At 67.8% G+C, this 25,123-nt stretch carries 26 protein-coding genes; 13 read left to right on the top strand and 13 right to left on the bottom strand.

Annotated features, from left to right (window positions below):
* Nucleotides 1–7: 7 nt before the first annotated feature.
* The 5 genes from LDL49_RS44380 to rpsF all read right to left on the bottom strand — a co-directional run bounded on the left by LDL49_RS44380 (nt 8) and on the right by rpsF (nt 2,741).
* Nucleotides 8–874 carry an ABC transporter substrate-binding protein gene (locus tag LDL49_RS44380; protein ID WP_225300947.1) on the bottom strand — a complete coding sequence of 289 codons (867 nt, stop codon included), beginning with the start codon at nt 872–874 and terminating at the stop codon, nt 8–10.
* A 155-nt stretch (nt 875–1,029) separates the two neighbouring features.
* Nucleotides 1,030–1,476: a 50S ribosomal protein L9 gene (rplI, locus tag LDL49_RS44375; protein WP_225300946.1), complete on the bottom strand. Its 447-nt coding sequence runs from the start codon at nt 1,474–1,476 to the stop codon at nt 1,030–1,032.
* 15 nt (nt 1,477–1,491) lie between these two features.
* Nucleotides 1,492–1,728: a 30S ribosomal protein S18 gene (gene rpsR / locus LDL49_RS44370; protein WP_020543048.1), complete on the bottom strand. Its 237-nt coding sequence runs from the start codon at nt 1,726–1,728 to the stop codon at nt 1,492–1,494.
* 62 nt (nt 1,729–1,790) lie between these two features.
* A complete protein-coding gene (locus LDL49_RS44365) occupies nt 1,791–2,363 on the bottom strand; it encodes a single-stranded DNA-binding protein (RefSeq protein ID WP_225300945.1) in 573 nt (190 codons plus the stop codon).
* 87 nt (nt 2,364–2,450) lie between these two features.
* The gene (gene rpsF, locus LDL49_RS44360; protein WP_026214314.1) at nt 2,451–2,741 is read right to left on the bottom strand and encodes a 30S ribosomal protein S6; all 291 of its coding nucleotides are present in this window, start codon (nt 2,739–2,741) and stop codon (nt 2,451–2,453) included.
* 177 nt (nt 2,742–2,918) lie between these two features.
* Between rpsF and LDL49_RS44355 the strand changes: the two genes are divergently transcribed.
* The gene (locus tag LDL49_RS44355; protein WP_225300944.1) at nt 2,919–3,245 is read left to right on the top strand and encodes a hypothetical protein; all 327 of its coding nucleotides are present in this window, start codon (nt 2,919–2,921) and stop codon (nt 3,243–3,245) included.
* A gap of 54 nt (nt 3,246–3,299) precedes the next feature.
* Here the strand turns inward: LDL49_RS44355 and LDL49_RS44350 are convergent, their stop codons facing one another.
* Nucleotides 3,300–3,479, bottom strand: a complete 180-nt coding sequence (locus LDL49_RS44350) for a hypothetical protein (RefSeq protein ID WP_225300943.1) — start codon at nt 3,477–3,479, stop codon at nt 3,300–3,302.
* 72 nt (nt 3,480–3,551) lie between these two features.
* Between LDL49_RS44350 and LDL49_RS44345 the strand changes: the two genes are divergently transcribed.
* On the top strand, nt 3,552–4,295 hold the full coding sequence (locus tag LDL49_RS44345; RefSeq protein ID WP_225300942.1) for a deoxyribonuclease IV: 744 nt from the start codon (nt 3,552–3,554) through the stop codon (nt 4,293–4,295).
* Nucleotides 4,296–4,358: 63 nt separating this feature from the next.
* Here LDL49_RS44345 and LDL49_RS44340 read toward each other — a convergent pair whose 3' ends face one another.
* The 4 genes from LDL49_RS44340 to LDL49_RS44325 all read right to left on the bottom strand — a co-directional run bounded on the left by LDL49_RS44340 (nt 4,359) and on the right by LDL49_RS44325 (nt 9,916).
* On the bottom strand, nt 4,359–5,423 hold the full coding sequence (locus LDL49_RS44340) for a mannosyltransferase family protein (RefSeq protein WP_225300941.1): 1,065 nt from the start codon (nt 5,421–5,423) through the stop codon (nt 4,359–4,361).
* A gap of 2 nt (nt 5,424–5,425) precedes the next feature.
* Nucleotides 5,426–6,745 (bottom strand): glycosyltransferase family 87 protein, encoded by a 1,320-nt coding sequence (locus LDL49_RS44335; RefSeq protein ID WP_225300940.1) that lies wholly within the window; start codon nt 6,743–6,745, stop codon nt 5,426–5,428.
* The gene (locus LDL49_RS44330; protein WP_225300939.1) at nt 6,742–9,258 is read right to left on the bottom strand and encodes a transglycosylase domain-containing protein; all 2,517 of its coding nucleotides are present in this window, start codon (nt 9,256–9,258) and stop codon (nt 6,742–6,744) included. The genes LDL49_RS44335 and LDL49_RS44330 overlap by 4 nt, the downstream gene beginning before the upstream one ends.
* Nucleotides 9,259–9,529: 271 nt before the next feature.
* Nucleotides 9,530–9,916, bottom strand: coding sequence for a DUF5318 family protein (locus LDL49_RS44325; protein ID WP_225300938.1), 387 nt, complete (start codon nt 9,914–9,916; stop codon nt 9,530–9,532).
* Between the two features lie 133 nt (nt 9,917–10,049).
* Between LDL49_RS44325 and LDL49_RS44320 the strand changes: the two genes are divergently transcribed.
* Together LDL49_RS44320 and LDL49_RS44315 are read left to right on the top strand one after the other, a co-directional pair.
* Nucleotides 10,050–10,631 (top strand): PadR family transcriptional regulator, encoded by a 582-nt coding sequence (locus LDL49_RS44320; RefSeq protein WP_225300937.1) that lies wholly within the window; start codon nt 10,050–10,052, stop codon nt 10,629–10,631.
* Between the two features lie 13 nt (nt 10,632–10,644).
* On the top strand, nt 10,645–11,724 hold the full coding sequence (locus tag LDL49_RS44315) for an inositol-3-phosphate synthase (RefSeq protein ID WP_225300936.1): 1,080 nt from the start codon (nt 10,645–10,647) through the stop codon (nt 11,722–11,724).
* A gap of 55 nt (nt 11,725–11,779) precedes the next feature.
* Here LDL49_RS44315 and idi read toward each other — a convergent pair whose 3' ends face one another.
* The gene (gene idi / locus LDL49_RS44310) at nt 11,780–12,394 is read right to left on the bottom strand and encodes an isopentenyl-diphosphate Delta-isomerase (protein WP_225300935.1); all 615 of its coding nucleotides are present in this window, start codon (nt 12,392–12,394) and stop codon (nt 11,780–11,782) included.
* Between the two features lie 91 nt (nt 12,395–12,485).
* Between idi and LDL49_RS44305 the strand changes: the two genes are divergently transcribed.
* Complete coding sequence (locus LDL49_RS44305) at nt 12,486–13,775, top strand: MFS transporter (protein WP_225300934.1); 1,290 nt, start codon at nt 12,486–12,488, stop codon at nt 13,773–13,775.
* 2 nt (nt 13,776–13,777) lie between these two features.
* Here the strand turns inward: LDL49_RS44305 and LDL49_RS44300 are convergent, their stop codons facing one another.
* Nucleotides 13,778–15,199 (bottom strand): CCA tRNA nucleotidyltransferase, encoded by a 1,422-nt coding sequence (locus LDL49_RS44300; RefSeq protein ID WP_225300990.1) that lies wholly within the window; start codon nt 15,197–15,199, stop codon nt 13,778–13,780.
* 149 nt (nt 15,200–15,348) lie between these two features.
* Here LDL49_RS44300 and LDL49_RS44295 point away from each other — a divergent pair, with 149 nt between their 5' ends.
* The 8 genes from LDL49_RS44295 to trxA all read left to right on the top strand — a co-directional run bounded on the left by LDL49_RS44295 (nt 15,349) and on the right by trxA (nt 24,250).
* The gene (locus LDL49_RS44295) at nt 15,349–15,873 is read left to right on the top strand and encodes an aminoacyl-tRNA deacylase (protein ID WP_225300933.1); all 525 of its coding nucleotides are present in this window, start codon (nt 15,349–15,351) and stop codon (nt 15,871–15,873) included.
* A 47-nt stretch (nt 15,874–15,920) separates the two neighbouring features.
* On the top strand, nt 15,921–18,032 hold the full coding sequence (locus LDL49_RS44290; protein ID WP_225300932.1) for a DUF6049 family protein: 2,112 nt from the start codon (nt 15,921–15,923) through the stop codon (nt 18,030–18,032).
* Complete coding sequence (gene murJ, locus LDL49_RS44285; RefSeq protein WP_225300931.1) at nt 18,029–19,642, top strand: murein biosynthesis integral membrane protein MurJ; 1,614 nt, start codon at nt 18,029–18,031, stop codon at nt 19,640–19,642. The genes LDL49_RS44290 and murJ overlap by 4 nt, the downstream gene beginning before the upstream one ends.
* A gap of 166 nt (nt 19,643–19,808) precedes the next feature.
* Nucleotides 19,809–21,323, top strand: a complete 1,515-nt coding sequence (locus LDL49_RS44280; protein ID WP_225300930.1) for a protein kinase family protein — start codon at nt 19,809–19,811, stop codon at nt 21,321–21,323.
* 16 nt (nt 21,324–21,339) lie between these two features.
* Nucleotides 21,340–21,975: an RNA polymerase sigma factor SigM gene (sigM, locus tag LDL49_RS44275; protein WP_225300929.1), complete on the top strand. Its 636-nt coding sequence runs from the start codon at nt 21,340–21,342 to the stop codon at nt 21,973–21,975.
* Nucleotides 21,965–22,846 carry an anti-sigma factor family protein gene (locus LDL49_RS44270; RefSeq protein WP_225300928.1) on the top strand — a complete coding sequence of 294 codons (882 nt, stop codon included), beginning with the start codon at nt 21,965–21,967 and terminating at the stop codon, nt 22,844–22,846. The genes sigM and LDL49_RS44270 overlap by 11 nt, the downstream gene beginning before the upstream one ends.
* Before the next feature lie 146 nt (nt 22,847–22,992).
* The gene (gene trxB, locus LDL49_RS44265; protein ID WP_225300989.1) at nt 22,993–23,925 is read left to right on the top strand and encodes a thioredoxin-disulfide reductase; all 933 of its coding nucleotides are present in this window, start codon (nt 22,993–22,995) and stop codon (nt 23,923–23,925) included.
* A gap of 10 nt (nt 23,926–23,935) precedes the next feature.
* The gene (gene trxA / locus LDL49_RS44260; protein ID WP_225300927.1) at nt 23,936–24,250 is read left to right on the top strand and encodes a thioredoxin; all 315 of its coding nucleotides are present in this window, start codon (nt 23,936–23,938) and stop codon (nt 24,248–24,250) included.
* A gap of 101 nt (nt 24,251–24,351) precedes the next feature.
* Here trxA and LDL49_RS44255 read toward each other — a convergent pair whose 3' ends face one another.
* Entirely contained in the window at nt 24,352–24,969 is a 618-nt protein-coding gene (locus LDL49_RS44255) for a GNAT family N-acetyltransferase (RefSeq protein WP_225300926.1), read from the bottom strand.
* Between the last annotated feature and the right edge of the window lie 154 nt (nt 24,970–25,123).

The following is a 25,123-nucleotide window of genomic DNA, read 5'->3' as shown; positions in this document are numbered from 1 at the left end:
AGCTCACTCACTTCAGCTCGGGCGCGCCCGCGGCCGCGCTGAGCCACTGCTGCTCGATCTTGGTCAGCTCGCCCTTGGACTTCAGCGCGTCGACGGCCTTGTCGACGCACGGCTTGAGCGCGCTGCCCTTCTCCATGACCAGGCCGAACTCCTCGGGCGTGCCGCCGGTCGAGCTGAACTGGCCGACGATCTTCGACTTCTCGACCTGCGCGGCCGTCACGTAGAAGGCCGTGGGCAGGTCCACGACGATCGCGTCGACCTGGTTGTTCTTCAGCGCGTTGACGGCGTCGATCTGGTCCGTGTAGACGTTGGGCTCGGCACCGGGCTTGATGACCTCTTTGACCGCGTTGAGGGAGGTCGTGCCGACCTGTACGCCTATCTTGGCGTCCTTGAGCTCGGCCAAGCTCTTCGCGGCGGCGAACTTGCCGTCGCCCATGGCCACGATGGCCTGCTTGGCCGTGTAGTAGCCGTGGCTGAAGTCGACCGCCTTGGCCCGGTCTGGGGTGATCGAGACCTCGTTGATGTCGAAGTCGAACTGCTTGGCGCCCGGAGCGAAGGCCGACTCGAACTTGACCGTGCTCCACTGCACCTCGGAGCGGTCGAAGCCGAGCTCGCCCGCGACGGCGAACGCGACCGCGCTCTCGAAGCCCTGGCCGTTGCTCGGGTCGTCGTCCTTGAACCACGGCTCGAAGGCGGGCTTGTCGGTGGCGATCGTCAGTTTGCCGGCGTTGACCAGCTTGAGCTGGTCCTTGGTGCACGCGGTGGACGCCGTGGGACTGAGCGTGGCGCCGCTCGGCGGAGTGTCGGCGGGGGCGCAGGCGACGGCCGCCGCCGCGAGCACGCCAAGGGTCAGCAGCGTCGAGGGTCGGGCCATGGCTGGGGGCCTCCAGGGAAGGGGCGCGGGAAGAACGAGCAAATCCTACGCTGCCCTACCGTGCACTATGTCCCCCACCTGCACCCATACGGCCATAGAGACAGCGCTGCCCCCTCTCGGAAGCGAGAGGGGGCAGCGGCCGGGGCTGAAAGTCGTCAGCCGGCGACGACCTCGACGTCGACCGACGCCGAGACCTCGGGGTGCAGCTTGACGCTGACCTTGTGCGAGCCGACGCTCTTGATCGGGTTGACGATCTCGATGCGGCGGCGGTCGAGGATGGGACCGCCGGCGGCCTTGACGGCCTCGGCGACGTCACCCGTGGTGATCGACCCGAACAGGCGGCCGGAGTCGCCCGCGCGGGTGACCAGGCGGACGCGAAGGGCGCCGAGCTGGCCGGCGACCTCCTTGGCCGTGCCCAGGTCGCGGATCTCGCGAGCGTCACGAGCCTTCTTGATGGACTCGATCTGCTTCTCGGCGCCACGCGTCCAGCGCATGGCGTAGCCGCGCGGGATGAGGAAGTTACGGCCGTAGCCGTCCTTGACCTCGACGATGTCGCCAGGGGTGCCGAGGCCGGAGACCTCGTTGGTGAGGATGAGCTTCATATCGACAGTCCTCCCTTAGCGCGCGGTGCTCGTGTAAGGCAGCAGAGCCACCTCACGGGCGTTCTTGATCGCGGTCGCCACGTCACGCTGGTGCTGGGTGCAGTTGCCCGTCACCCGGCGGGCCCGGATCTTGCCGCGGTCGGAGATGAACTTCCGCAGCAGAGCCGTGTCCTTGTAGTCGACGTAGGAGATCTTGTCGTGGCAGAACAGGCAAACCTTCTTCTTGGGCTTGCGCAGTGCCGGCTTTGCCATCGTGGTGCTCCTTTCAGAGCCCCGCCGTCAAGCGGGAATGGACTCGGGCTGGTGAACTGGAATTAGAAAGGCGGTTCGTCGCTGAAGTCGTTGCCGCCGCCGCCGAAACCGCCGGAGCCGCCGCCCTGCTGACCGCCGCCCTGGAAGCCGCCACCGCCACCGCCGCCGCCGAAACCGCCGCCGCCCTGGGGCGGAGCGGGCGACGCGGAGGCCCACGGGTCGTCGGCCGGGCCGCCACCGAAGCCGCCGCCACCGCCGCCACCCTGACGGGTGGTGCGGTTGACCTTGGCCGTGGCGTTACGCAGAGACGGGCCGACCTCGTCGACCTCGACTTCGTAGACCGTGCGCTTCTCGCCTTCCTTGGTCTCGTAAGACCGCTGCTTGAGCCGCCCCTGCACGATGACCCGCATGCCACGCTGGAGGCTCTCGGCGGCGTTCTCCGCCGCCTGTCGCCACACGTTGCAGGTCAGAAAGAGGCTTTCGCCGTCTTTCCACTCGTTGGTCTGACGGTCCATGAACCGCGGAGTGGACGCGATGCGGAATCGAGCCACGGCTTGACCCGTGGGGGTGAAGCGCAGCTCCGGGTCGTCTACAAGATTGCCGACGATGGTGATTACGGTGTCGCCTGCTGCCATGGCTTGCGCTCGCCTTCCTGCACGCCTTCGCTTTGGTTACGGCTCAGAGTACGGCTGCCGCCCGACAAAAAGCCGGGCAACGGCTGCTTAGTGCACGTCGGGGCGGAGAACCTTGGTGCGCAGGATGCCCTCGTTGAGGTTCATCTGCCGGTCGAGCTCCTTGACCGTCGCGGGCTCCGCGGACAGGTCGATGACGGCGTAGATGCCTTCAGACTTCTTGTCGATGTCGTAGGCAAGACGGCGACGGCCCCAGACGTCGACCTTCTCCACAGTGCCGCCGTCATTGCGGACCACGGTGAGGAACTGGTCGAGGGACGGCGCCACAGTGCGCTCATCGAGCGAAGGGTCCAGAATGACCATTACTTCGTAACGACGCATGCGGGACTCCAACCTCCTCTGGACTTTTGCGGTCACGACACTCTGCCGTGACAGGAGGACGCTGACGTCAGGACCCGGACACCCCTTTCGGTGTCTCAGGCTGATGGATCACCCATCACAACGCAGCTTGACCAGGTTACCAGCCGCTCGCGGATGGGAAGGACCTGTAGGAAACCCATGGGGGTGACATTAGTGCCGCACATCCTTCATCCACCGGAGAGCCAGCGGTTCAGACTCACGCTCAACAGCGACGGGGAGCCGCACCCGATCGAGAACGTCCTGTCCGTCGCCACGCTCGTGTGCGGGCTGGTGGCCTTTGCCGCGACGTTCTTCGTCGCCGCCCACCCGATCTCCGCGTGGTTCGGCACGCTTGGATTTGGGATGGGGCTTTACTCCCAGTACGTCTCGGTGACCACGCCCCAGCGCTCGCTGAACATCATCGGCCTGGTGGCGTCGTTCGTCGGCGTCGCTCTCGGCATCGCGCACGGCGGGTTCCTGCCGTAAGCCGCTCATGGCACGCGAAACGGTCCCGGCCTGGCCGGGACCGTTCGTCTCAGGTTATTTGCCGATATGCAGATCAACGCCGAGCAGCACCAGGAACCAGAGGAAGACCGCGAGGAGCGCCTCGGCGATGTTCCGGAGGATCCCCGGCGTGATGTAGTGGTAGACCCAGGCGACATAGATGCCGATAAGTACCCAAATTAAGAAGATCAGTGAGCGCCAGCGCCAGCGCGTCATATCGTTCTCCTCGCGTAGGGGGTGTCTGGCGACTTCCCTGAGCCCTCTGCTCCAAACGGATAAGCTCGTGACATGGTGCGCATCGGAGCTCACGTAGGTCAGGACGACCCAGCCGCCCACGCCGCCGCGATCGGGGCCGAGGTGGTGCAGTTCTTCCTGGGCGATCCACAGGGCTACAAGAAGCCCGTGCTGCCGGCCGAGCCGGTCGAGGGCGTCGATATCTACATCCACGCGCCCTATCTGATCAACGTGGCCACCACCAACAACCGCATCAGGATTCCCAGTCGCAAGCTGCTCGCCCAGCACCTGGAGGCGGCGGCCGGGCTCGGCGCCAAGGGCCTGATCGTGCACGGCGGTCACCTGAACAAGAACGAGGACCCGCAGATCGGGTTCGACAACTGGCGCAAGGTGTTCGAGCGCATGGAGTGCCCGATCCCGGTGCTGATCGAGAACACCGCGGGCGGCGACAACGCGATAGCCCGCAGGCTCGACCGCATCGCCCGGCTCTGGGACGCGCTCGACGGCTTCGACGTGGGCTTCTGCCTCGACACCTGCCACGCGCACGCGGGCGGGGAGGAGCTGCTCGACCTGGTCGACCGGGTCAAGGCGATCACCGGCCGCATCGACCTGGTGCACTGCAACGACTCGCGCGACGAGTTCGACTCCGGTGCCGACCGGCACGCCAACCTGGGCAACGGCAAGATCGACCCCGAGCTCATCCTGGCGGTCTGCCGCGCGGCCGCCGCGCCCATCGTGGTGGAGACGCCCGGCGAGGGCCAGGCCGACGACATCGCGTTCCTGAGGAAGAACCTCTAGCGAATACACACAGCCTGTGGATAACTTCCCTGGATTACCGAGTCTCGAAAGTGGGTATGGAGATCATCCTGCCCAGGCGCCGCTCAGAAAGCGGACCACGTCGAGCAGCATGAGCGGCCCCGACACCAGGGCGTACACCACCAGCACCCAGGGATACCTGCTCACCAGCCGGCCGAACGCCACCCACAGCGGGAACCACAGCAGCAGCGAGCGCGGGATCGACAGGTAGTACGCCGAGGTCATGAGCGCCCCCGCCTGTAACCCCGTGTAGACCAGCTCGCTCCACCGGCGCATGACCAGCAGCCAGACGAGCGCGGCCACGGCCACCACCGCACCGGCCAGCTCCATGCGGAAGGCGACCGCGAAGTCGCCCGCGCCCATGGCGGACTGCCACGTGGTGCTCCACGCCTGCCACGGCCACACCATCTGCCGTCCCCACCCGGCCTCCTGGGCGTGCTTCCAGGCGAGCCAGTCTCCCGAACGGCTGTAGTGGAAGAACGAGTACGCCACCAGCGGCAGGAAGGGCACCAGCAGCCACGGCGCCCGTCGTAGGGGCTGCCTGCTGGTGAGGAACTCCACGATCAGCGCGACCGACAGGAACAACCCGGTGATCCGTACGCAGGAGGCGCCCGCGGCCAGGGCGGCGGCGAGCGGCCAGCGGCCCTGGCGGGCGGCCAGCCAGGCGGGGATCGCGAACGCCAGGAACAACGCCTCGCTGTAGCCGGCGACCAGGAAGACGGCCATCGGGAACAGCAGCAGCCCAGCCACCGCGGCCCACCCCGAGCCGCCCTCCCATTCCGTCAGCCTGGCCAGCGCCACCACCGCCACCAGACCGGCGACCAGCGAGACGATCAGCCCGCAGGCCGTCCAGTCCGGCACCACGAGGTGTATCACCCGCATCGCCAGCGGCAGGCCGGGGAAGAACGCGGGAAGCCCGGCGTCCGGCGGCCGGCCGGGATCGCCGTCGTAGCCGTGCTCGGCGATCGTGATGAACAGCCCGGCGTCCCATTTCCGCCACGTGCCCACGTAGTCGTGCAGCGCGACGCCGAGCAGCGTCGCCACCAGCAGCCCGCCCCGCGAGGCGAACCAGAGGAGCGTCGCGTCGCGGTCGGCCGAGCGGGTGATCATGGCTAGGCCGGGCGCAGGGTGAACCGGTCCGGCGCGCCGTCGAAGACCCCGCCGGCCTGGTCGTCGATGCCGGTCTGCCGGATGACGTCTTTGTCGGGACGCAGGATGTCACGTACCACGAAGGCCATCATGATGGCGATCGTGAGGACCCGCCCCCAGACGGCGGTGAAGTAGGTGTTGTCGCCGATGCCCAGGTCGGGACGGCTGACCGGAGACTGGGAGAGCAGGTAGAGCCAGATCGCGCAGAAGTACCAGATCTCGGCGACCTGCCAGAGCGCGATCGGCTTCCAGTTGGGCCTGGCCAGCACCGCGAAGGGCACCAGCCACAGGACGAACTGCGGCGACCACACCTTGTTCGTCATCATGAACGCGGCCAGCGCGAGGAAGCAGATCTGCGCCAGCCGCGGCCGGCGCGGCGCCATCAGCGTGAGGGCCGCGATGCCCAGGCACAGCAGGCCCAGCGAGACCATGCCCAGGCGGCTGACGTCGGTGTCACCCAGGATCGGCCAGCCCTTGTTCTGGAAGAACAGCCAGGGCGAGCCCCAGTCGACGCCGCGTTCCTCGGAGAAGACGTAGAACCTGCGCCAGCCGTCCCAGGCCAGCACCATGAACGGCACGTTGACCACCAGCCACGACCCGGCGGTCGCGCCCATCGTGACGAGGAACGGCCGCCATCGCGCGGTGCGCATGGTGAGCAGCAGGAGCGCGCCGACGAACATGATCGGGTAGAACTTGGTCGCGATCGCCAGGCCGAGCAGCACGCCCGCCAGCACCTGCCGCTGCCGGGCCCAGGCCAGCAGCATGCCCATCGACAGCGCGCCCGCGACCAGGTCCCAGTTGATGTAGGCGGCCAGGACGATCGAAGGGGCGAGCGCGTACCAAAGCGCGTCCCACCGCCTGGTCGGTCCCGCCACCGCCGCCATGAGCAGCACGCCGGCCACCAGGCAGACGCCGAGCAGGATGACGGTGATGTCGTAGAACCTGACCGCCTGGGCGGCCACGTCGCGCTCCAGCCAGCGGGCGATCCAGCTGATCACCTGCATGACCTCGCCGAGGACCACCGGATATTCGACATGCTTGTCGAACGGCACGTCGGCGAAGTAGGGGTTCTGCGTCGCCAGCTGCCGGTCGAAGTAGAGCGGGTAGATGTCGGTGTAGCAGAAGTTCGTGTACGTCGAGACCTGGTCGTTCCACCCGCCCGTGCGGCAGGGCAGCCGCACGATGTAGGCGAGCGTGGCCCCCAGGGCCGCGAACAGCCCCAGGGGAAGGTACGGCACGGCCCGGTTCATGAGCGGTGGGCGGACCTCGGTGCTCGAGTTCACCAGTCCTCGCGTCTGCTCGGCATCGGTCCGGGAACGATGACCGGGTTGGACCCCTGGCTCTGGCGGCCCCGCCCGTCGAAACCGCCGCCGTCGTCCTGCTGCTCGCCGTTGTCGTTGGGGTCGACCGTGATGATCTGGTCAGGGTCGTCGCCGGTGCACGGCGGGACGACGCCGCAGTTGGCGTTGGGGTCGTCGAGCGACGGGTCCTCAGTGGCCTTCGGCGTGGGCGTCGGGCTCGGCACGATGTTCTCAGGCTGCCCGATGTCGGCCCTGGTGGGGAACTGCTCGACCGGCTTGTTCTGGAGTGCGGCGGTCATGAAGGCGCGCCAGATCGTGGTGGGCGTGTCCGCACCCTCGAATTCCAGCGAGATCTCCTTCGCCGTGGTGTAAGGGTTGTTGAGGTTGTACTTCTTGTGCGGCTTGCCCCTCGGGGTGGTGGGACAGTTTGAATTGATGGGCTGGACGACCTTGCCGGTCTTCGTCAGGCACCGCTCGCGGTACATCCCTACCGCCGTCGAGAGCTGCGGGGTGTAACCGACGAACCAGGCTTCCTTCTCCTCGTTGTTCGTGCCGGTCTTGCCCGCCGCCGGGCGGTTGCCCAGGCCCTTGCCCGCCGCGGTGCCGCTCCGCAGCACCTCCTGCATGGCGACCGTCGCGTCGGCGGCGGCCTCGGGGCTGATCACGTTCTTGACGGACCGCTGCTCGGGGTAGGCCACCTGCCCGTTCAGCCTGATCTCCTTCACCACGTGATATTTGGTGTACTTGCCACCGTTGGCGAAGATCGAGTATCCGGCCGCCTGCTCCACGGCGGTCACCGGTGCGCTGCCGATGGCGAACCCGTAGCCGTGGTCCTTGACGTCCTGCTCCATGCGCCTCTCGCTGAACCCGGCCGCCTCGACGAGGTTCTTGACGTCCTTGATCTTGTCGGGCAGCGCGTACGCCATCGACACGTAGGCGGTGTTGACGGACTGCGCGGTCGCCTTGACCACGTCGATCGAGGCACCCACGTTGTGGCTGTTCCTGAATCCGCCGGGCTGCTGCCCAGGCAGTTCCTTCGGCACCGTCACGCTGCCCGGCACGTAGCTGCTGAGCGATTTCCCGGCCTTCAACCAGGCGGCCAGGACGTAGGGCTTGAACGCGGAGGCGGCCTGCTTCGCGGAGTCGAAGGGCTCGTTCCACGGGTCCTTGAGATAGTCGGTGCCCCCGTAGAAGGCCACCACACGGCCGTACTTGGGGTCCACGGCGGCGAGACTCGTGTGGAACTCCTTCGACATGCCCCCCGTCGCGCCGCGCACCGCGGTCTGGGCGGCCTGCATGAGCTTCTTGTCGAAGGTGGTGATGATCTTGAAGCCGCTGCTCTCGATGACGTCCTCGGTGATGCCGCGCCCTTGGAGCTCCCGCTTCACCGCCTCGATCATGTAGCCGTTGATGCCCGCCATGGCGTCGTCGGTGTTGGCCTTCCTGATCTTGGGCCACTCCGCCGTCTTCGCTTCCGCGGCGTATTTGTCCGGCCACTGCTTGGCCATGTAGTCCAGGACGGTCTTCCAGCGGAATTTGAGCGCGGGGTCCTCGGAGCCCCAGCTCGGCGTCTGGATGTGCGCGGCCAGGTAGGCCGCCTCCGACAGGGTGAGGTTCGAGGCATGCTTCTTCGGGCCGAAATACGCCTGGGCTGCCGCCTCGACGCCGTAGGCCCGGCCGAAGTTGACGGTGTTGAGGTAGGTCTTCAGGATCTCTTCTTTGGGCTTCGTCTGGTTGAGCTTGACCGCGATGAAGATCTCGCTGACCTTACGCTTGATCGAGACTTCCGAGCTGAGGCCGCCGTAATAACCGCGGGCCATCTGCTGGGTGATCGTCGAGGCGCCCTGCAACTGCTGACCCGTCGCGGTCATCCACAGCGAGCGGGCCATACCGGAGATGGAGATGCCGGAGTCCTCGTAGAACGTGTCGTTCTCGATGGCCACCGTGGCGTCCCTGAGCTTCTCGGACATCTGCTCATACGGGATGATCTTCCGGGGCGTCCCGAGCTTGGCGATGAGCGTCTTGCCGTCTGAGTAGTAGACGCCGCTGCCCTGTGCGGTCGCCCCCGCCTGCGTGTCGTTCTCGTCGGGCACCGGAGTGTTGGCGTAGGCCACCGCGATCATGCCGAAGATGCCGGCCGCGAGAACCGTCATCGAGGCCATGACGATCTTCCAGCTGGGGATGAAGCGGCGCCACTTCGGCCGCTCGTCCTTGGGCCGCTCAGGACCCTCGGGGCCACCAGGGCCACCCGGTCCTTGAGGTCCGCCGGAGCCTCGCCCGCGCGCCCGCCTGGGCGCGTCGCTGATCATGGTCTCCTGGTTGCTGCGGGCGCGGGGCGCGGGTTCGCCCTCGCCGCGCGAACGCGAACCTTCACGGCCGCTCTGGCGCCGCCCCGGCTCGCGCGGCGCGGCCTCGCGCCGTCCCGGCTGGCGGGGGCCGGGGCCGCCCGGACCTGGCTGCTGGGGACCCGGCTGATGGGGACCCGGCTGCGGCATGCCCGGTTGCTGGGGGCCCGGGTATGGCTGGGCGGCCATCGCGCCGGTCTGCTCGTACGCGGCTTCCGGCCGACGCTGAGGCTGTGCCGCCCCCCAGCCCGCTTCGCCGGTTTGCGGCGAATTGTCTTGGGGCACAGAACGGGATGAGTTGGAGCGACGGCGCCTTCCCGGCCGAGCCGTCCCCTCATTGCTGCTGTTACTCACACGTCCTCACAACGTCGTCGGATAGCACGGCGGATGGGCGTGGGGCTCCTTCGCCGTCCTCGGTCTTCTACGGTCGCCCGACGCGGTCCGGCGGTCCGTTGCCGAGGACGAACGACACCGTCAGGTGGTTCCAGGAACAACCTTGGCAGACCTCGACGACGTACACCCGGAACTCATCGTAATCATGGGCCATATCGGCGAGTTCCGACGCGACCTTTGCCTCACCGGCATGGCGTCCCGGGGAATCCCCGGAGACGTAGGTCATGTTGGTGACGTTCTCCCTCGCGCACACCGGGCAGAGGTGTTCGGTCGGTTCGCCGAAATGGCGCGCCGCGCGAAGGAGGTACGGCTGTGCGTCACAGATATCCCCAGGCGACGTACGCCTGGAGCGCTGGGAGCCGGCCACCGCCCTCTTGGCAAGGCCGTAGTCCACCACCCTTCTCTGTGACCACATGAGCGCCAGACTACGGCGTTTTGCCGAATCATCCCAACGCCTTGGCAAAGTCGTTAATTGCGGCGATATAGCGGCGCGACGTATCATCGGGATGTATCGGCTCGATACATCGACGCGAGAGGGGGCGGTTCCAGTGGCCAGCGGACAGGGCAGAGTGCTGGAGCTGGCCGTGCTCGGGTCGCTGCACGAGACGCCGCTACACGGCTATGAGCTGCGCAAACGGCTCAATGCCTTGCTGGGCATGTTCCGCGCCTTCTCCTACGGGTCGCTCTACCCCTGTCTGCGCTCACTGTTGGAACAGGGGCTCATCGTGGAGGAGCAGCCGGCGCCCGCCGCGATCGTCGGAGGCCGGTCGAAGATCGTCTACAAGCTGACCGCGGAGGGCAAGGAACGGCTCCAGGACCTGCTGACGCAGGCCGGGCCGTCCGCGTGGGAGGACGAGAGTTTCGGCGTCCACTTCGCCTTCTTCAGGCACACGGAGGCGGAGGTGAGACTGCGGATCCTCGAAGGCCGCCGCAGCCGCCTGGAGGAACGCCTCGACAGCGTGCGCACCGCCCTGGCTCGCACCAGGGAGCGCCTCGACAGCTACACGCTCGAACTGCAACGTCACGGGCTCGAATCGGTCGAACGCGAGGTGCGGTGGCTGAACGAGCTGATCGCGACAGAGAGACGGGGCTCCTCTGAGGAGAAGCCCGAGAGATCAACTGATGAGTAAGGGAGCGAGTGCGATGGGTTCGGTTCGCGTGGCCATTGTCGGTGTTGGCAACTGCGCGGCGTCACTGGTCCAGGGCGTTCACTATTACAAGGACGCCGACCCGGCCATACGGGTGCCGGGCCTGATGCACGTGAAGTTCGGCGACTATCACGTGGGCGACGTCGAGTTCGTCGCCGCGTTCGACGTCGACGCCAAGAAGGTCGGCCGCGACCTGTCCGAGGCGATCGGCGCCAGCGAGAACAACACGATCAAGATCATGGACGTGCCGCCCACCGGGGTGATCGTCCAGCGCGGTCATACCTTCGACGGCCTTGGCGAGTACTACCGCGAGATCATCGAAGAGTCCGACGAGTCGCCGGTCGACGTCGTCCAGGTGCTCCGCGAGAGCCAGGTGGACGTCCTGGTGTCCTACCTGCCCGTGGGCTCCGAGGAGGCCGACCGCTTCTACGCCCAGTGCGCGCTGGACGCCAAGGTGGCGTTCGTCAACGCACTGCCGGTGTTCATCGCCTCCGACCCGGAATGGGCGGAGAAGTTCACCCAGGCCGGTGTGCCGATCGTCGGCGACGACATCAAGTCGCAGGTGGGCGCCACCATCACACACCGCGTGCTGGCCAAGCTGTTCGAGGACCGCGGGGTCGAGCTGCTGCGCACGTACCAGCTCAACGTCGGCGGCAACATGGACTTCATGAACATGCTGGAGCGCAAGCGTCTCCAGTCGAAGAAGATCTCCAAGACGCAGTCGGTCACCTCGCAGATCCCGCACGAGATGGCCAAGGCCGACGTGCACATCGGCCCGTCGGACCACGTGCCGTGGCTCGACGACCGCAAGCTGGCCTTCGTACGACTGGAGGGCCGCTCGTTCGGCGACACGCCGCTCAACCTGGAGTACAAGCTGGAGGTGTGGGACTCGCCCAACTCGGCGGGGATCATCATCGACGCGGTGCGGGCCGCCAAGATCGCCCTCGACCGGGGGATCGCGGGGCCGATCCTGAGCGCGTCCTCCTACTTCATGAAGTCGCCGCCGGTCCAGTACTCGGACGACGACGCGCGTGACTACGTGGAGAAGTTCATCCGCGGCGAAGTGGACAGATAGCTCCGTGGTCCGGCGCCGTGCGCTCCGCGCGGCGCCTCACTTCTCGAGCAAACCGTTACTTCTCGAGCAGACCGTTACGGGCGGCGCTTCGGGCCGCCGGAGGCAGCTCCTCCGGCGGGGCCGGGCGCCAGTCCAGCGGGTTGGTGCCCAGCTCGTTCAGCATGGGGACCTGTTCGCGGCACCATGGGCTGATCGCCAGCAGGGTGCTCATGACGCCGTCCGCGAACTCCTTCCAGGGCATCCACCGGATCTCGTCGACCTCGTCCGGGTTCGGGACGGCGGCGGCGGCGGCGACCGTCACGCGGTAGACGGGGCAGAGCTCGTGTTCGACGATGCCGTTGGGCATGACCGCGCGGTAGGTGAACGCCGGCAGCATGAGATCCGCCCGCTCGACCGTCAGGCCGAGCTCGTAGGACAGCCTGCGGATGACCGCGTGGTCCAGCGGCTCGCCGGGGAGCGGGTGGCCGCAGCAGCTGTTGGTCCACACGCCCGGCCAGGTCAGTTTGCGCGCGGCGCGCCTGGTGAGCAGGACGCGGCTGTCCTCGTCGAAGACATAGCTGGAGAACGCCAGGTGGCGCGGGGTTTCCTGGCCGTGCACCGTGGTCTTGGGAGCGGTGCCGATCGCGTTGCCGTCGCCGTCGACCAACACCACGTGTTCTTCCTTCGTCACGCTACGAAGCGTACGTGATCATGTTGGCCTCTGGCGACGAAAGACTGCCTGCTGTACCAACCTGTGAATCGGCCGGAAGTAGGCTGACTGCGTGTCATTCGTCGCCGATCTTCGCGTGGTCCTGAAGGGCAGGGACTTCCGACGGCTGTTCGCCACCCGGCTGGTCTCCCAGTTCTCCGACGGGGTCTTCCAGTTCGCCGTGGTCGGGTTCGCCTTCTTCAGCCCGGAGACGCAGACCACGGCCCTGCAGGTGGCCGCGGGGCTGGCCGTGCTGCTGCTGCCGTACAGCATCCTCGGCCCGTTCGTCGGCGTCTTCATCGACCGCTGGTCGAGGCGGCAGATCCTCGTCGTCGCGCCGCTCGTGCGCGGCGCGCTGCTGGTCGTGGCGGCGGCGCTGGTCGCCGCCGACGTGCCCGACACGGTCTTCTACGCGGCCGCGCTCGGCGTGCTCGCGGCCAACCGGTTCTTCCTGGCCGCTCTCGGCGCGTCGCTGCCGCACGTGGTGCCTGCGGACCGGCTGATGGCCGCCAACGCGGTCACGCCCACCTCGGGCACGGTTTTCACCTTCCTCGGCGCCGGGGTGGGGTTCCTGCTGCGTGAGCTGTTCGGCAGCGGCGACTTCGGCGTGGCGCTGCTGCTGGCCGTCTCGGGCGTGGTCGCCGGAATGAGCGCGCTGATCGCCCGCACGATGGAGCGCTCGCTGCTCGGCCCCTCCTTCGACCCTGAGCGGCCGCAGGCCCGCGAGGCCGTACGCAACGTGCTCATCGGCCTCGCCGACGGCGCCAAGCACCTGGTGGGCCACCGCACGGCCGCCGCCACGATGGGCGCGATGGCGACACACCGCTTCATGTACGGCATGGCGACCGCGCTCGGCATCATCCTCTACCGCTACTACTTCTCCGGCGGCGACTCCGAGGTGGCGCTGCGTGGGCTCAGCCTGGTCGTGGCCACCTCGGGCGTCGGCTTCTTCCTCGCGGTGATCGTCACTCCGTGGGCCACCGCGCGGTTCACGATCGAGCGGTGGGTGCCGATCGCGCTGGTCATCGCCGGCGTGCTCACTGCGGTGCTGGTCGTGCCGTTCCAGCCGTGGAGCCTGCCGATCGCCGGGTTCGTGCTCGGCATCGCCGGGCAGAGCGTCAAGATCTGCGCCGACGTCACGGTCCAGCGCGACGTGGAGGACGCCTACCTGGGCCGCGCCTTCTCGATCTACGACATGCTCTTCAACGGCATGTACGTGCTGGCGGCCGCCCTGTCCGCGGCGATCCTGCCCGCCAACGGCAAGTCCTACACGGCCGTGGTGATCGTGACAGCCGGCTACCTGGCGGGCGCCCTGATCTACCGGATGATCATCCCGACGCCCCGCGCCACTGCCTCCCGCTGATATCAGGCCGGCGCCGTGTCGCCGGCGGGTGCCGCACCGCTCTCCCGCGCCCACTCCAGCAGCGCCTCGGTGGCGGTCTCCTTGCCGACCATCCCCTTGTCCAGGCGGAGCTCCAGCAGGAATTTGTACGCCCGCCCGACGATCGGACCGGGACCCACGCCGAGGATCCGCTGGATCTCGTTGCCGTCGAGCTCCGGCCGGATCTTGGCCAGCTCCTCCTCGTCGGCCAGCCGGGCGATGCGCTCCTCTAGCTGGTCGTACGTACGCGACAGCGCCGTCGCCTTGCGCTTGTTGCGCGTCGTGCAGTCGGCCCTGGTCAGCTTGTGGAGCCGGTCGAGCAGGTGACCGGCGTCGCGCACGTAGCGGCGCACCGCGCTGTCGGTCCACTCCCCCGTGCCGTAACCGTGGAAGCGCAGGTGCAGCTCGACCAGCTGCGACACGTCGGCCACCACATCCTTGGGGAACTTGAGCTCGGTCATGCGCTTCTTGGCCATCTGCGCCCCCACCACCTCGTGGTGATGGAAGGAGACCCGCCCGCCCGCCTCGTGCCGCCGGGTCTTGGGCTTGCCGATGTCGTGCAGCAGCGCGGCCCAGCGCAGGATCCGGTCGGGCTTGCCGTCGTCCTCCTGGGCGATGGCCTGGTCGAGGACGGTCAGCGTGTGCTCATAGACGTCCTTGTGCCGGTGGTGCTCGTCGATCTCCAGGCGCAGCTTGGGCAGCTCGGGCAGCACGTGCGCGGCCAGCCCGGTCTCGACCAGCAGGCGCAGACCCTCGCGCGGGTAGGTGCCGCAGACCAGCTTGTCGAGCTCGTCACGGATGCGCTCGGCCGAGACGATCTCGATGCGCTCCGCCATGTCGGTCATCGCCGCGAGCGCCTTGGCGTCGACCGTGAAGCCGAGCTGGGAGGCGAACCTGGCGGCGCGCAGCATGCGCAGCGGGTCGTCGTCGAAGGACTGCTCGGGCGTGCCCGGCGTGCGCAGCAGCTTGGCCGACAGGTCGGTCAGGCCGCCGTAGGGGTCGACGAACGCGTGGCCCGGCAGCCGCACGGCCATCGCGTTGACCGCGAAGTCGCGCCGCTCCAGGTCGGCCTCCAGCGTCTCGCCGTACATGACCTCCGGCTTGCGGGACTTGGGGTCGTACGACTCGCTGCGGTAGGTGGTGATCTCCAGCAACGAGCCGCCCTTCCGCACGCCGACCGTGCCGAAGTCGATGCCGATCGTCCAGACCGAATCAGCCCAATCACGGACCATTTCCAGGACCCGTTCGGGCCGGGCATCGGTGGTCAGGTCGAGATCGTTGCCCACACGGCCGAGCAGGATGTCGCGCACCGGGCCACCGACAAGGGCCAGCTCGTGCCCATGCGCGGCGAACAACCGGCCGAGCTCGTCGGCCACCGGAGCGATCTTGCGGAACAGGTCGGTCATGGCCCGCTGCTGGCTTTCGGTCAGATTTGAGTCGGACAAGCTGGGTAGGTCCTTTGATTCCGGAACATATCCCCCGAGCAATATCCAGTCGGGGTTACCGTCGGTCAGGGGACCGTCGGGGGCCATGGAACCAGGCCAGGAGGTCTTCTATGAAGGACGCCCTCGCGATCCACCGCTGGCTCCTCGCACACCAGGTCCATCATGAGATCGTACGCCTTCCGCGCCCCATGACTTGCGTGGACGAGTTGCCCGACGCGGTCTCCGCCGCGCCCGAGCGGTGCGTGGCGGTCACGGTGTTCGAGGTCGCCACGAGAATCGGCCGCGAGGTCGTCGTCGCCGTCGTCTCCGCAGTCTCGGACCCACCGCAGGCCGGGGCCGTCTGCGGCGCGCTCGGCGTGCGGGAGGTACGCCCCGCCCCCGACTTTCTGGTCAATTCCGTCACCGACTACGCGGCCGGGCTCGTCAGCCCGTTGCTGCTGCCCGAGGGCGTGGCCGTGGCGGTTGACGACCGCCTGCGCCCCGATGCCGACGCGATCTTCACGGCCACCGGGGAACGCCACACAGCCCTCACCATGCGCGCCCTTGACCTGCTGACACTCCTGCCCGGCAAGACGGTGAACCTGCGGATCCCGAGGCCCAGAGGATCCCGCCAGGCGGTCGCGATACGGCACTGAGCCCGTACCATTGCGGGCGTGCGTCGTACTCCAGCTCGGGCGGACGCGTGATCCGTAAGGTCATGCTCCTCGCCGTACTGTCCGCCGCGTTGCTCGCGCCCATGGCCGCGACGACGCCGAGTACTGCTGCCACGAAGACGCCGGGCACGGCCGCCGGGAAGACGAACAGGCAGTCGATGGCCGTGTCGATCACGTCCATCACGCCCGACGTGCCGTCGAGCCTGACCACGCAGGTCAAGGTCGCGGGCACCGTCCGCAACGACACCGGTGAGACGATGACCGGCCTGAGTGTCCGGCTGCGATACACCTCGCAGAAACTCACCGACCGCGCCGCCATGGTCGCCTACCAGTCCGACGAGAGCCTGGTGCCGCCGAACGTCGCGAACAGCTCGAACGTGCTGCTCCCCGCCCTGGAGGCGGGCGCGTCGAAGGTGTTCGAGATCACGGTGACGCCCGTGCAGCTCGGGCTGCCGTCGTTCGGCGTCTATCCGATCGCCGTCGACGTGGCCCGGTTCGGTGCGCCGATCTCCACGCCGCAGCGCACCTACCTGACGTACGCGCCGCCGACCCCGCAGAAACTGCCGCGTAACCGGCTGGCCATCGCGCTGCCCATCATCGACCAGACGCATCGCGCCGAGAACGACAACTTCATCGACGACAAGCTGGGCCCGCAGCTGACCGGCAAGGGCCGGCTCGCCGAGCTGGCCGGCATCGCCGCCACGGCGCCCAAGAAGGTCACCTGGTTCGTGGAGCCGTCGCTCCTCGACGACGTGCAGGCTCTGTCCCGCAAGCACCGGCTCAAGTCCAAGGACCAGGCCGCCGACCCCAACGCCGCGCAGTGGCTCAACTCGCTGCGCACCGCGCTGGCCTCCTCCCCGGTCGTGGCCACGCCGTACGCCGATCCCGACGTCGCCGCGCTCGCCCACCAGGGACTCGACGGCCAGACCGCCACGGCGATCGCCATGGGCCGCCAGGTCGCCACGGACCTGCTCAAGCGCGACGTGTCGCTGACGACGAACTGGCCGGTCGCGGGCGTGCTCGATCCCGACGCGCTCGACCTGCTCTCCGTCGCCAAGGTCGACCGGGTCCTGCTCAACTCCACGAATCTGCCGCCGCAGCCGCCGGTCGCGTTCACGCCCGATGCCGTCGCCACACTCGACAGCGTCCAGGGGCCGGTCACCGCGCTGGTCGCCGACACACAGCTCACGCGCACCTTCGAGCCCGACTCCGACGCGCCGGGCTCGATCTTCCTGAACAAGCAGCGCTTCATCGCCGAGACCGCGATGATCGCCGCCGAGCCTGGCCAGACCAGTCCCCGGTCGCTGGTCATCGCACCCTCGCGACGCTGGGACCCGAACCCGACGCTGGTCAACCTGCTGCTCAAGACCGCGAACCGGCTGCCGTGGCTGACGCTGACCCCGCTCGACTCGCTCAAGCCGAGCAAGGCGCCCGTGCCCAGGGCCGCGCTCACCTACACCGGCCAGGACCGCAAGGACGAGCTCAGCGCCAAATACCTCGGCCCGCTCAAGAACGTCGCCGAGAAGGCACAGCTCACCGCCCTGATCGCCGCGGAGCCCAAGCCCCACTCCGACTTCGACGCCGCGGTGCTCAGGATGGTCTCCTCGTCCTGGCGCAACAACACGCGCGCGGGCCGGGCGGCCATCAAGCTGGTCGAAGGGGCCGTCCAGGCCCAGATGAACAAGATCTCGATCACCGGGGCCGACCCCGACCGGCTGCGCACGCTGGCCGGGAGCAACGGCCCGGTGCCCATCAGCGTGAAGAACTCGATCGGTGAGACGATCGCCCTCTACATCGACGTGAAGAGCAACAACCCCGGACTCCTCCAGATCGACACCACGCCGGTCAAGAAGCTGCTGACGATCCCCAACGGTCAGAACGGCGGCGTCCAGGTGCCGATGAACGCGACGACCAGCGGTGACGCCACGGTGAGCGTCCAGCTGACGACCAGGAACGGTCTGCCGTACGGCAAGCCCGTCAAGCTGACGATCCGCACCACCGGCTACACGGGGATCGCCCTGGTCATCGTCGGGGCAGCGCTGGCGGTCATGCTCGCCGCGGTCGTGACACGGGTGCTACGGCGCAGATCGCAGCGACGGCTCGCTCGGGCCGCCAAGAGCCGGGAGAGTGAGACCGTATGAGCCGCATGTTGCGGGCCAGCGCCGTCATGGCGGCGGGCACGATGGTGTCCAGGGTCACGGGATTCGTGCGGACGATGGTGCTCGCCTCGGCGATCGGCACCTTGGCCATGGGTGACGCCTACAACGCCGCGTACGCGATCCCGTACAGCATTCTCGACCTGCTGCTGCTCGGCGTGCTCAGCAGTGTCGTGGTGCCGATGATCGTCAAGGCGCAGCAGCGCGACTACGACGGCGGCCGGGCGTACGAGCAGCGCCTCATGACGCTGGCCACGGCCGCGCTGCTGGTCGTCGCCGTGCTCGCCGTGCTGGCGGCCCCGCTGCTCATCGACCTCTACACCACCGACTGGCTGCCCGGCAGCCGCAAGTTCGAGATCGCGGTGCTGCTCGCCCGGTTCATCCTGCCGCAGCTGGCCTTCTTCGGCGTCGGCGCGGTCGCCGGGGCCATTCTCAACACGCGCGACCGTTACGCGGCTCCCATGTGGGCGCCGGTGATCAACAACCTCGTGGTCATCTGTGTGCTCGTGCTCTACATGGTGGTGGCCGGCAAGGCGGGTGGCGACATCGCCCTGGTCACCGACGGCCAGATCGCGCTGCTCGGCCTGGGCACCACGGCGGGCATCGTGGCGCAGGCCGCCGTGCTGATCGTCGCGCTCAAGCGGATCGGGTTCTCCTTCGTCCCGCGCTTCGACGTGCGCAACGCGCGGCTCGGTGAGATGGGCCGGGCCGGGATCTGGACCATCGGCTATGTGGTGGTCACGCAGCTCGGCTTCATGCTGACGACCAACCTGTCCAGCGCGGCGGGCGACGCGGTGCCCGGTCACGGCATCAGCCCGTACACCCTGGCCTTCCAGCTCTTCCAGCTGCCCTACGGCGTCATCGGCGTCTCGGTGATCACGGCCATGCTGCCCAGGATGAGCCGGGCGGTCGAAGCCGGGCAGCTCGGCGAGGTCCGCTCCGAGTTCGGGTCGAGCGTGCGGCTGATCAGCTCGGTGATGGTCCCGGTGTCGCTGCTGCTGATGGTGCTCGGCCCGGCGATCACCGTGCCGTTGTACGCCCACGGCGTCACCTCGGCCGACGCGGCCGTCTACATCGGCAACGTGCTGCAGGTCTACGGCCTGGCGCTGGTGCCGTTCTCGATCTTCCAGTTGCTGCTGCGGGTCTTCTACAGCTTCGGCGACACGCGGACGCCCGTTTACGTGGGCGCGGCGACGACCGCGGTCAACGCGCTGCTGATGGTAGTCTTCAACGTCCTGCTGCCGGCTCGGTACGCGGTGATGGGGTTGGCCTTCGCCTACGCCGTCGCCTACACGATCGGGGCCGGCGGGGCCTGGATTCTCGCCGCCCGTCGGGTCAAGGGGCTGGGCGGCTGGACGATCGGGATGGCTCTGACGAGGATGTACCTGTCCGCACTGCCCGCGGCGGCGCTGGCGCTGGTGGCCGTCTGGGCGGTTCAGGACGTGTTCGGCGGGCTCACCTTCCTCAACTCGGTGATCGCCTTGGCCGTGGGCGGCGGTCTGGGCATGCTGTTGTATCTGGGAGTCGCCCATCGCATGCGCATCCCGGAGATCAACTCGATCGTTGGGATGGTTGCCGGGCGGCTAGGCAGGTAAGGAACGCGGGTGGAACCGGCGCGGCACTAGCATGGTGCCGACACGGCGCGAATGGAAGCAGGAGGGGCGTGGGCGGATCCACCCGGCATAGCGTGCCTACGTGGTACACCCCCACGCAGGTGAGTCGAGTCATGAGCACCCCCGAGCGGCCGAGCGGAGTGAGTCAGTGAGCACGTCGTCGGTCGAACCCGGCACCCGTCTCGCCGAACGCTTCCGGCTGGAAGACCGGGTGAGCGAGTCCGATGGAGCCACCCTGTGGAAGGCCATCGACGAGATCCTCGCCCGGCCCGTCGCGGTCCACACCTTCTCCCCTGAGTTCCCCCGCGTCCACGAGGTGGTCACGGCCGCCCGCGCCGCCAGCAGGCTCACCGATCCGCGCCTGACGCAGGTGTTCGACGCCGCCGAGCACGACGATCATTCGTACGTGGTCAGCGAGTGGGTCACCGGCGACACCCTGTCCGACCTGCTCGCGGCCGGCCCGCTGGAGCCGGAGCGGGCCGCCGGCCTGGTCGCCGAGGCCGCCGAGGCGCTGGCCCACGCGCATGAGGCCGATCTCTACCACCTGTGCCTGCGCCCCGCGCACCTGGTGTGGACGACCGGTAACACGGTCAAGGTGCTCGGCGTCGCGGTCGACGCCGCCCTGTCCGGCCTCACCACCGACCAGCCCGCCCTCGACGACGCCGAGGGGCTGGGCCGACTGCTGTACGCGGGGCTGTCCGGCCACTGGCCGGGCGACGAGGAAGAGGGCGGTCTGCCCACGGCGCCGATGATCGACGGGCACTTCTGCTCGCCCCGCCAGGTCACCGCCGGAGTGCCCGGATATCTCGACGCGGTCACCATCAGGGCCTGCCTGCCCGAGTCCCGCAAGGGGCAGGCCGCCCTGTCCAGCCCGTCCGAGATCGCCGACGCGCTCGCCAACGTGGCCAGGCCCATGCCGATCCCGATGGCCTATTCCCAGACGCCGGCGGTGCAGTCGGCCTCGCACTCCGAGGGCCTTGAGACCGAGCGGCGCCCGCCGCGCCCGCCCCTGCCCTCGCAGCCCAGACCCATGCCGCCCCGCGCGCCCAGCGGCGGCAGCATGCTCAACCGGGTGCTGATGACCGTCGTGGTGCTGCTCGTCATCGCCGCGGTCGGCGTGGGGGCCTGGACGATCGGCCGCAGCCTGGGCAGTCCGAACACCCCGCAGGCGGAGACCTCCCCGAGCGCTTCCGCCTCCGCGTCGGCGCAACCGATGGTCGTCGTGAAGCCGGAGAAGGCGACCGGCTTCGATCCGCTCGCCGACCGGGACGAGAAGAACGAGATGGCGCCGCTCGCCATCGACGGCAAGCCCAGCACGCTCTGGAAAACGGAGAACTACAACAGCGCCGACCTGGGCAATCTCAAGGCCGGTGTGGGTTTGCTGCTCGATATGGGCAAGAGCATGCCGATCGGCGACGTGGTGGCTACGCTGGCCGATACATCGGGCGCGAGCGTCGAGCTGAAGGTCGGCGACTCGCCTGAGCTGGGCTCGCTGAAGACCGTCGCCAAGGAGAAGAACGGGTCCGGAAAGATCACCTTGAAACCTGATCAAGCCGCAAGCGGCAAGTACGTTTTGATCTGGTTTACCCGTCTTCCGGCAGATGCGGGCAAGTTTCATGGCACCATCTATGAAGTAGTGGTGCATTCTCCCGGATCGGCATAACCCAGGAATCCCTCTTGTGAACTCCCCACCCGAGCCACCTTCCTCCGCGGAACGGCCCGCCGTCACCGACGCCGAGCTGCTGACCGCGCACATCAATGGGGATCCTCACGCCTTCAGCGAGATCGTCAAGAGACACCGTGACCGCATGTGGGCCGTCGCCCTGCGCACGCTGGGCGATCCCGACGAAGCGGCCGACGCGGTGCAGGACGCCTTCGTCTCCGCCTACCGGAAGGCGGGCACATTCCGCGGTGAGGCCGCGGTCACGACCTGGCTGCACCGAATCGTGGTGAACGCCTGCCTCGACCGGATGCGCCGCAAATCCGTCAGACCGGTGGCCGATGACGAGCTCATCGAGGCCGCCGAGCGTGACACGCCGATGCCCGACCAGACGGGTGAGCGTGAGGTTTCGATGGAGGTTTCGGCCGCGCTGAAACTGCTTCCGACCGACCAGCGGGCCGCGCTGGTGCTCGTCGACATGATGGGCTATTCGGTCGAAGACGCAGCTCAGGTGCTTGAAGTGCCCAGCGGGACGGTGAAGAGCCGGTGCGCGCGGGGGCGCGCGAAACTTGCCCCAATTCTTTCGCATCTGCGGAACCGATCGGACCTCAGTCGCGTCTCATCCGCGAAGGGAGCAGAACTTCGTGACGGGTGATACGCACTACGATCTGGAAATCCTGGCCGAGTTGGCCGAGGGTCTCCTAGACGCTGGCACGGCCCGCCAGGTCCGCGAGCATCTCGCGGTATGCGACCCCTGTGGGGAGCTACTGGCCGACCTGGCAGCGGTTCGCGAGGTGCTCGCGGCGACTCCGACACCGGCCATGCCGATGGGAGTCGCACTGCGCATCGACAAGGCTCTGGCCGCCGAAGCGGGATCCGCGCGCGGGGGTGGTGTCGGCCTGGCGGAACCGCCCAACTGGGATGAGCTCATGCGGGACTCCCCGTGGGAGCAGTCCCCGCGGGAGCTGGAGCCGGTACGCCTCGGGGTGGTCTCCGACGACGGCACCATCGTCCCGGCCAAGCGCAAGGACGCACGACGGCGCCGATGGGCGATGCCCACGGTTGCTGCGGCCGCCGCGGCGGCTGTGGTGGGCACCGCGGTGCTCTCCACCAACCTGCTCACGGCCGGTGGTGGTGGCACCATCGCCAGTGGGCATCAGCAGCTGCACACCGGTACGGCGTCGTCGCCGCCCAAGGTGGACAAGCGGGCCAGGGCGTACGCGCTGACCGACAGCGGGCACAACTACAGCGACCAGGAGCTGCGGCAGCCGCTCGAAGGCTTCCTCGGGCCCGCACCCATAGTGGGTGGCGGTTCCTCGGACATCGACGTGGTGGACAAGTGCGTCAGCCGGGTGGCGAACCGTACGAAGCTCAAGGTGTTCGCGGTCGACCAGGGGCAGTACAACGGGTCGGAGGCCATCATCGTGACCTCCTGGAAGAACAAGGCGAACAAGACGCTCCGCGTCGACATCGTCGACCCGTTCAACTGCAAGAGCCTGCGTAAGTCCACAGTGGGGCGCTGGTAGCTCTGTGATCCCTTGATACGCACGTCAGAGCCCGCTTCGGCGGGCTCTTTCGTTTTCGGCGTGCGTTGAGGACGGGGCCGGGAATCACGGCGGCCTAGGATCTGTTGAGGCGACAGGCAAGAGCAGACTAGGAAGGCGTGAGAGCGTTGAGCGACGTGCGTAACGTGATCATCATTGGATCCGGCCCCGCTGGATACACGGCGGCCGTCTACTCCGCGCGCGCCGAGCTCAAGCCGCTGGTCTTCGAGGGCTCGGTCACCGCGGGCGGCGCGCTGATGAACACCACCGATGTCGAGAACTTCCCCGGTTTCCCCGACGGCATCATGGGCCCCGACCTGATGGACAACCTGCGTAAGCAGGCCGAGCGGTTCGGCGCCGAGTTGGTCGCGGACGACGTACTCGAAGTGGACCTTGAGGCCAATCCCAAGGTGATCAAGACCCACAGCGAGACCTACTACGCCAAGTCGGTCATCCTGGCGATGGGCTCCGGCTACCGCGAGCTGGGCCTGCCCAACGAGAAGCGCCTGTCCGGGCGGGGCGTCTCCTGGTGTGCCACCTGTGACGGCTTCTTCTTCCGCAACAAGGACATCGTGGTCGTCGGCGGTGGTGACACCGCGATGGAGGAGGCCACGTTCCTGACCCGCTTCGGCCGCATGGTCACCGTTGTGCACCGCCGTGACGAACTGCGGGCCAGCAAGATCATGCAGGAGCGGGCGTTCGCGAACGACAAGATCCGCTTCATCTGGGACACCGAGGTCGTCGACGTCCTCGGTACCGACAAGGTCGAGGCCGTCAAGCTGCGCAACCTCAAGTCCGGTGAGGAATGCGAGCTGGCCACCGACGCGCTGTTCCTGGCGATCGGCCACGATCCGCGCAGCGAGCTGGTCAAGGGCCAGATCGACCTCGATGACGACGGCTACGTGAAGGTCGCCGCGCCCAGCACGGCGACCAACATCGACGGGGTGTTCGCCGCGGGCGACGTCGTCGACCACATCTACCGGCAGGCCATCACCGCGGCCGGCACCGGCTGCTCGGCGTCACTCGACTCCGAGCGCTGGCTGGCCTCGAACGACAACTAAGGAGCGCACCGTGAAGGCAGTAACCGACGCCACCTTCGAGGCCGAGGTCCTCAAGAGCGACAAGCCCGTGCTCGTTGACTTCTGGGCCGAGTGGTGCGGCCCATGCCGTCAGGTATCGCCCATCCTCGAGGAGATCGCCAAAGAGCACGGCGACAAGCTGGAGATCGTCAAGCTCAACATCGACGAAAACCCGGATGTCCCGCGCGACTACGGTGTGCTCCAGATCCCCACGCTGAACGTCTACAAGGGTGGAGAGGTCGTGAAGCAGATCATCGGCGCCAAGCCGAAGGCCATGCTGCTTCGCGAGCTCGAGGGCATCATCTGACGACGCCCGCAGCGTTGCAGTTGAAAGCCCCCTGGCGATCTTTCGCTCAAGGGGCTTCCCTCTGTGTGGGCCCGTGGGCTCTTGGCGTCCTTGAGAAGGCGTCAGACGGGGCGAAGAGCGCGTTCCGGGCTCATGGAGCCGAGTAGGCGTTCCAAGGCCACCTCGACGTCCTCGCGCCACGAGACGGCTGTCTTCAGCTCCAGCCGGAGCCGGGGGAACCGCAGATGCGGGCGTACCGTCTTGAAGCCCACGGAAAGCAGGTAGTCGGCCGGGACCACGCAGCTCGGCTCCTCCCACTTGAGGTCGCCGAACGCCTCGATGGCCTTGACCCCACGTCGCGTCAGGTCCTTGGCCACGCCCTGGATCAGCATCCGGCCCAGACCGCCACCCGAGAACTCCGGAATGATGTGCGCGGTCATCAGCAGGACCGCGTCGGCGCTGACCGGCGAGGTGGGAAAGGCCAGCGAACGGGGGCTGTAGAGCGGCGGGCTGTAGATGACGAATCCGGCGGGCACCCCGTCGACGTACACGATCTTGCCGCAGCTGCCCCATTCGAGCAGCGTGCCGGAGATCCATGCCTCTTTCTCCAGCTCTGGACCACCGGAGTCGATCGCGCGCTCCCCGCTGACGGGGTCGAGCTCCCAAAAGACGCACCGCCGGCAGCGGCGCGGCAGATCGTCCAGATTGTCCAGGGTTATGTTGACCAGCCGACGCGACAACTACGGCCCCAATCGTTGACCCGGAAAAGCGCGCGAAAAACGCGTCCCCAGCTGGCATCGTAGCCCAGTGACGTCCCGCCATCGGGAAGCACGACGGTCGAGCCCGGTCACAGCCGACATGTCCGACTGCCGTAATCTGGTAGTTCAGCGACAA

The sequence above is a fragment of the Nonomuraea aurantiaca genome (assembly GCF_020215705.1).
Lineage (GTDB): Bacteria > Actinomycetota > Actinomycetes > Streptosporangiales > Streptosporangiaceae > Nonomuraea > Nonomuraea aurantiaca.
Note: the sequence above shows the minus strand (reverse complement) of the source record. Positions and strands in the feature narration are given on the sequence as shown.

Bases quoted from the DNA above. Each gene is read 5' to 3' on its own strand.
- LDL49_RS44380 (WP_225300947.1), bottom strand. From the start codon at position 874: ATGGCCCGACCCTCGACGCTGCTGACCCTTGGCGTGCTCGCGGCGGCG.
- rplI (WP_225300946.1), bottom strand. From the start codon at position 1,476: ATGAAGCTCATCCTCACCAACGAGGTCTCCGGCCTCGGCACCCCTGGC.
- rpsR (WP_020543048.1), bottom strand. From the start codon at position 1,728: ATGGCAAAGCCGGCACTGCGCAAGCCCAAGAAGAAGGTTTGCCTGTTC.
- LDL49_RS44365 (WP_225300945.1), bottom strand. From the start codon at position 2,363: ATGGCAGCAGGCGACACCGTAATCACCATCGTCGGCAATCTTGTAGAC.
- rpsF (WP_026214314.1), bottom strand. From the start codon at position 2,741: ATGCGTCGTTACGAAGTAATGGTCATTCTGGACCCTTCGCTCGATGAG.
- LDL49_RS44355 (WP_225300944.1), top strand. From the start codon at position 2,919: ATGGGGGTGACATTAGTGCCGCACATCCTTCATCCACCGGAGAGCCAG.
- LDL49_RS44350 (WP_225300943.1), bottom strand. From the start codon at position 3,479: ATGACGCGCTGGCGCTGGCGCTCACTGATCTTCTTAATTTGGGTACTT.
- LDL49_RS44345 (WP_225300942.1), top strand. From the start codon at position 3,552: ATGGTGCGCATCGGAGCTCACGTAGGTCAGGACGACCCAGCCGCCCAC.
- LDL49_RS44340 (WP_225300941.1), bottom strand. From the start codon at position 5,423: ATGATCACCCGCTCGGCCGACCGCGACGCGACGCTCCTCTGGTTCGCC.
- LDL49_RS44330 (WP_225300939.1), bottom strand. From the start codon at position 9,258: ATGCCGCAGCCGGGTCCCCATCAGCCGGGTCCCCAGCAGCCAGGTCCG.
- LDL49_RS44325 (WP_225300938.1), bottom strand. From the start codon at position 9,916: ATGTGGTCACAGAGAAGGGTGGTGGACTACGGCCTTGCCAAGAGGGCG.
- LDL49_RS44315 (WP_225300936.1), top strand. From the start codon at position 10,645: ATGGGTTCGGTTCGCGTGGCCATTGTCGGTGTTGGCAACTGCGCGGCG.
- LDL49_RS44300 (WP_225300990.1), bottom strand. From the start codon at position 15,199: ATGACCGACCTGTTCCGCAAGATCGCTCCGGTGGCCGACGAGCTCGGC.
- LDL49_RS44295 (WP_225300933.1), top strand. From the start codon at position 15,349: ATGAAGGACGCCCTCGCGATCCACCGCTGGCTCCTCGCACACCAGGTC.
- murJ (WP_225300931.1), top strand. From the start codon at position 18,029: ATGAGCCGCATGTTGCGGGCCAGCGCCGTCATGGCGGCGGGCACGATG.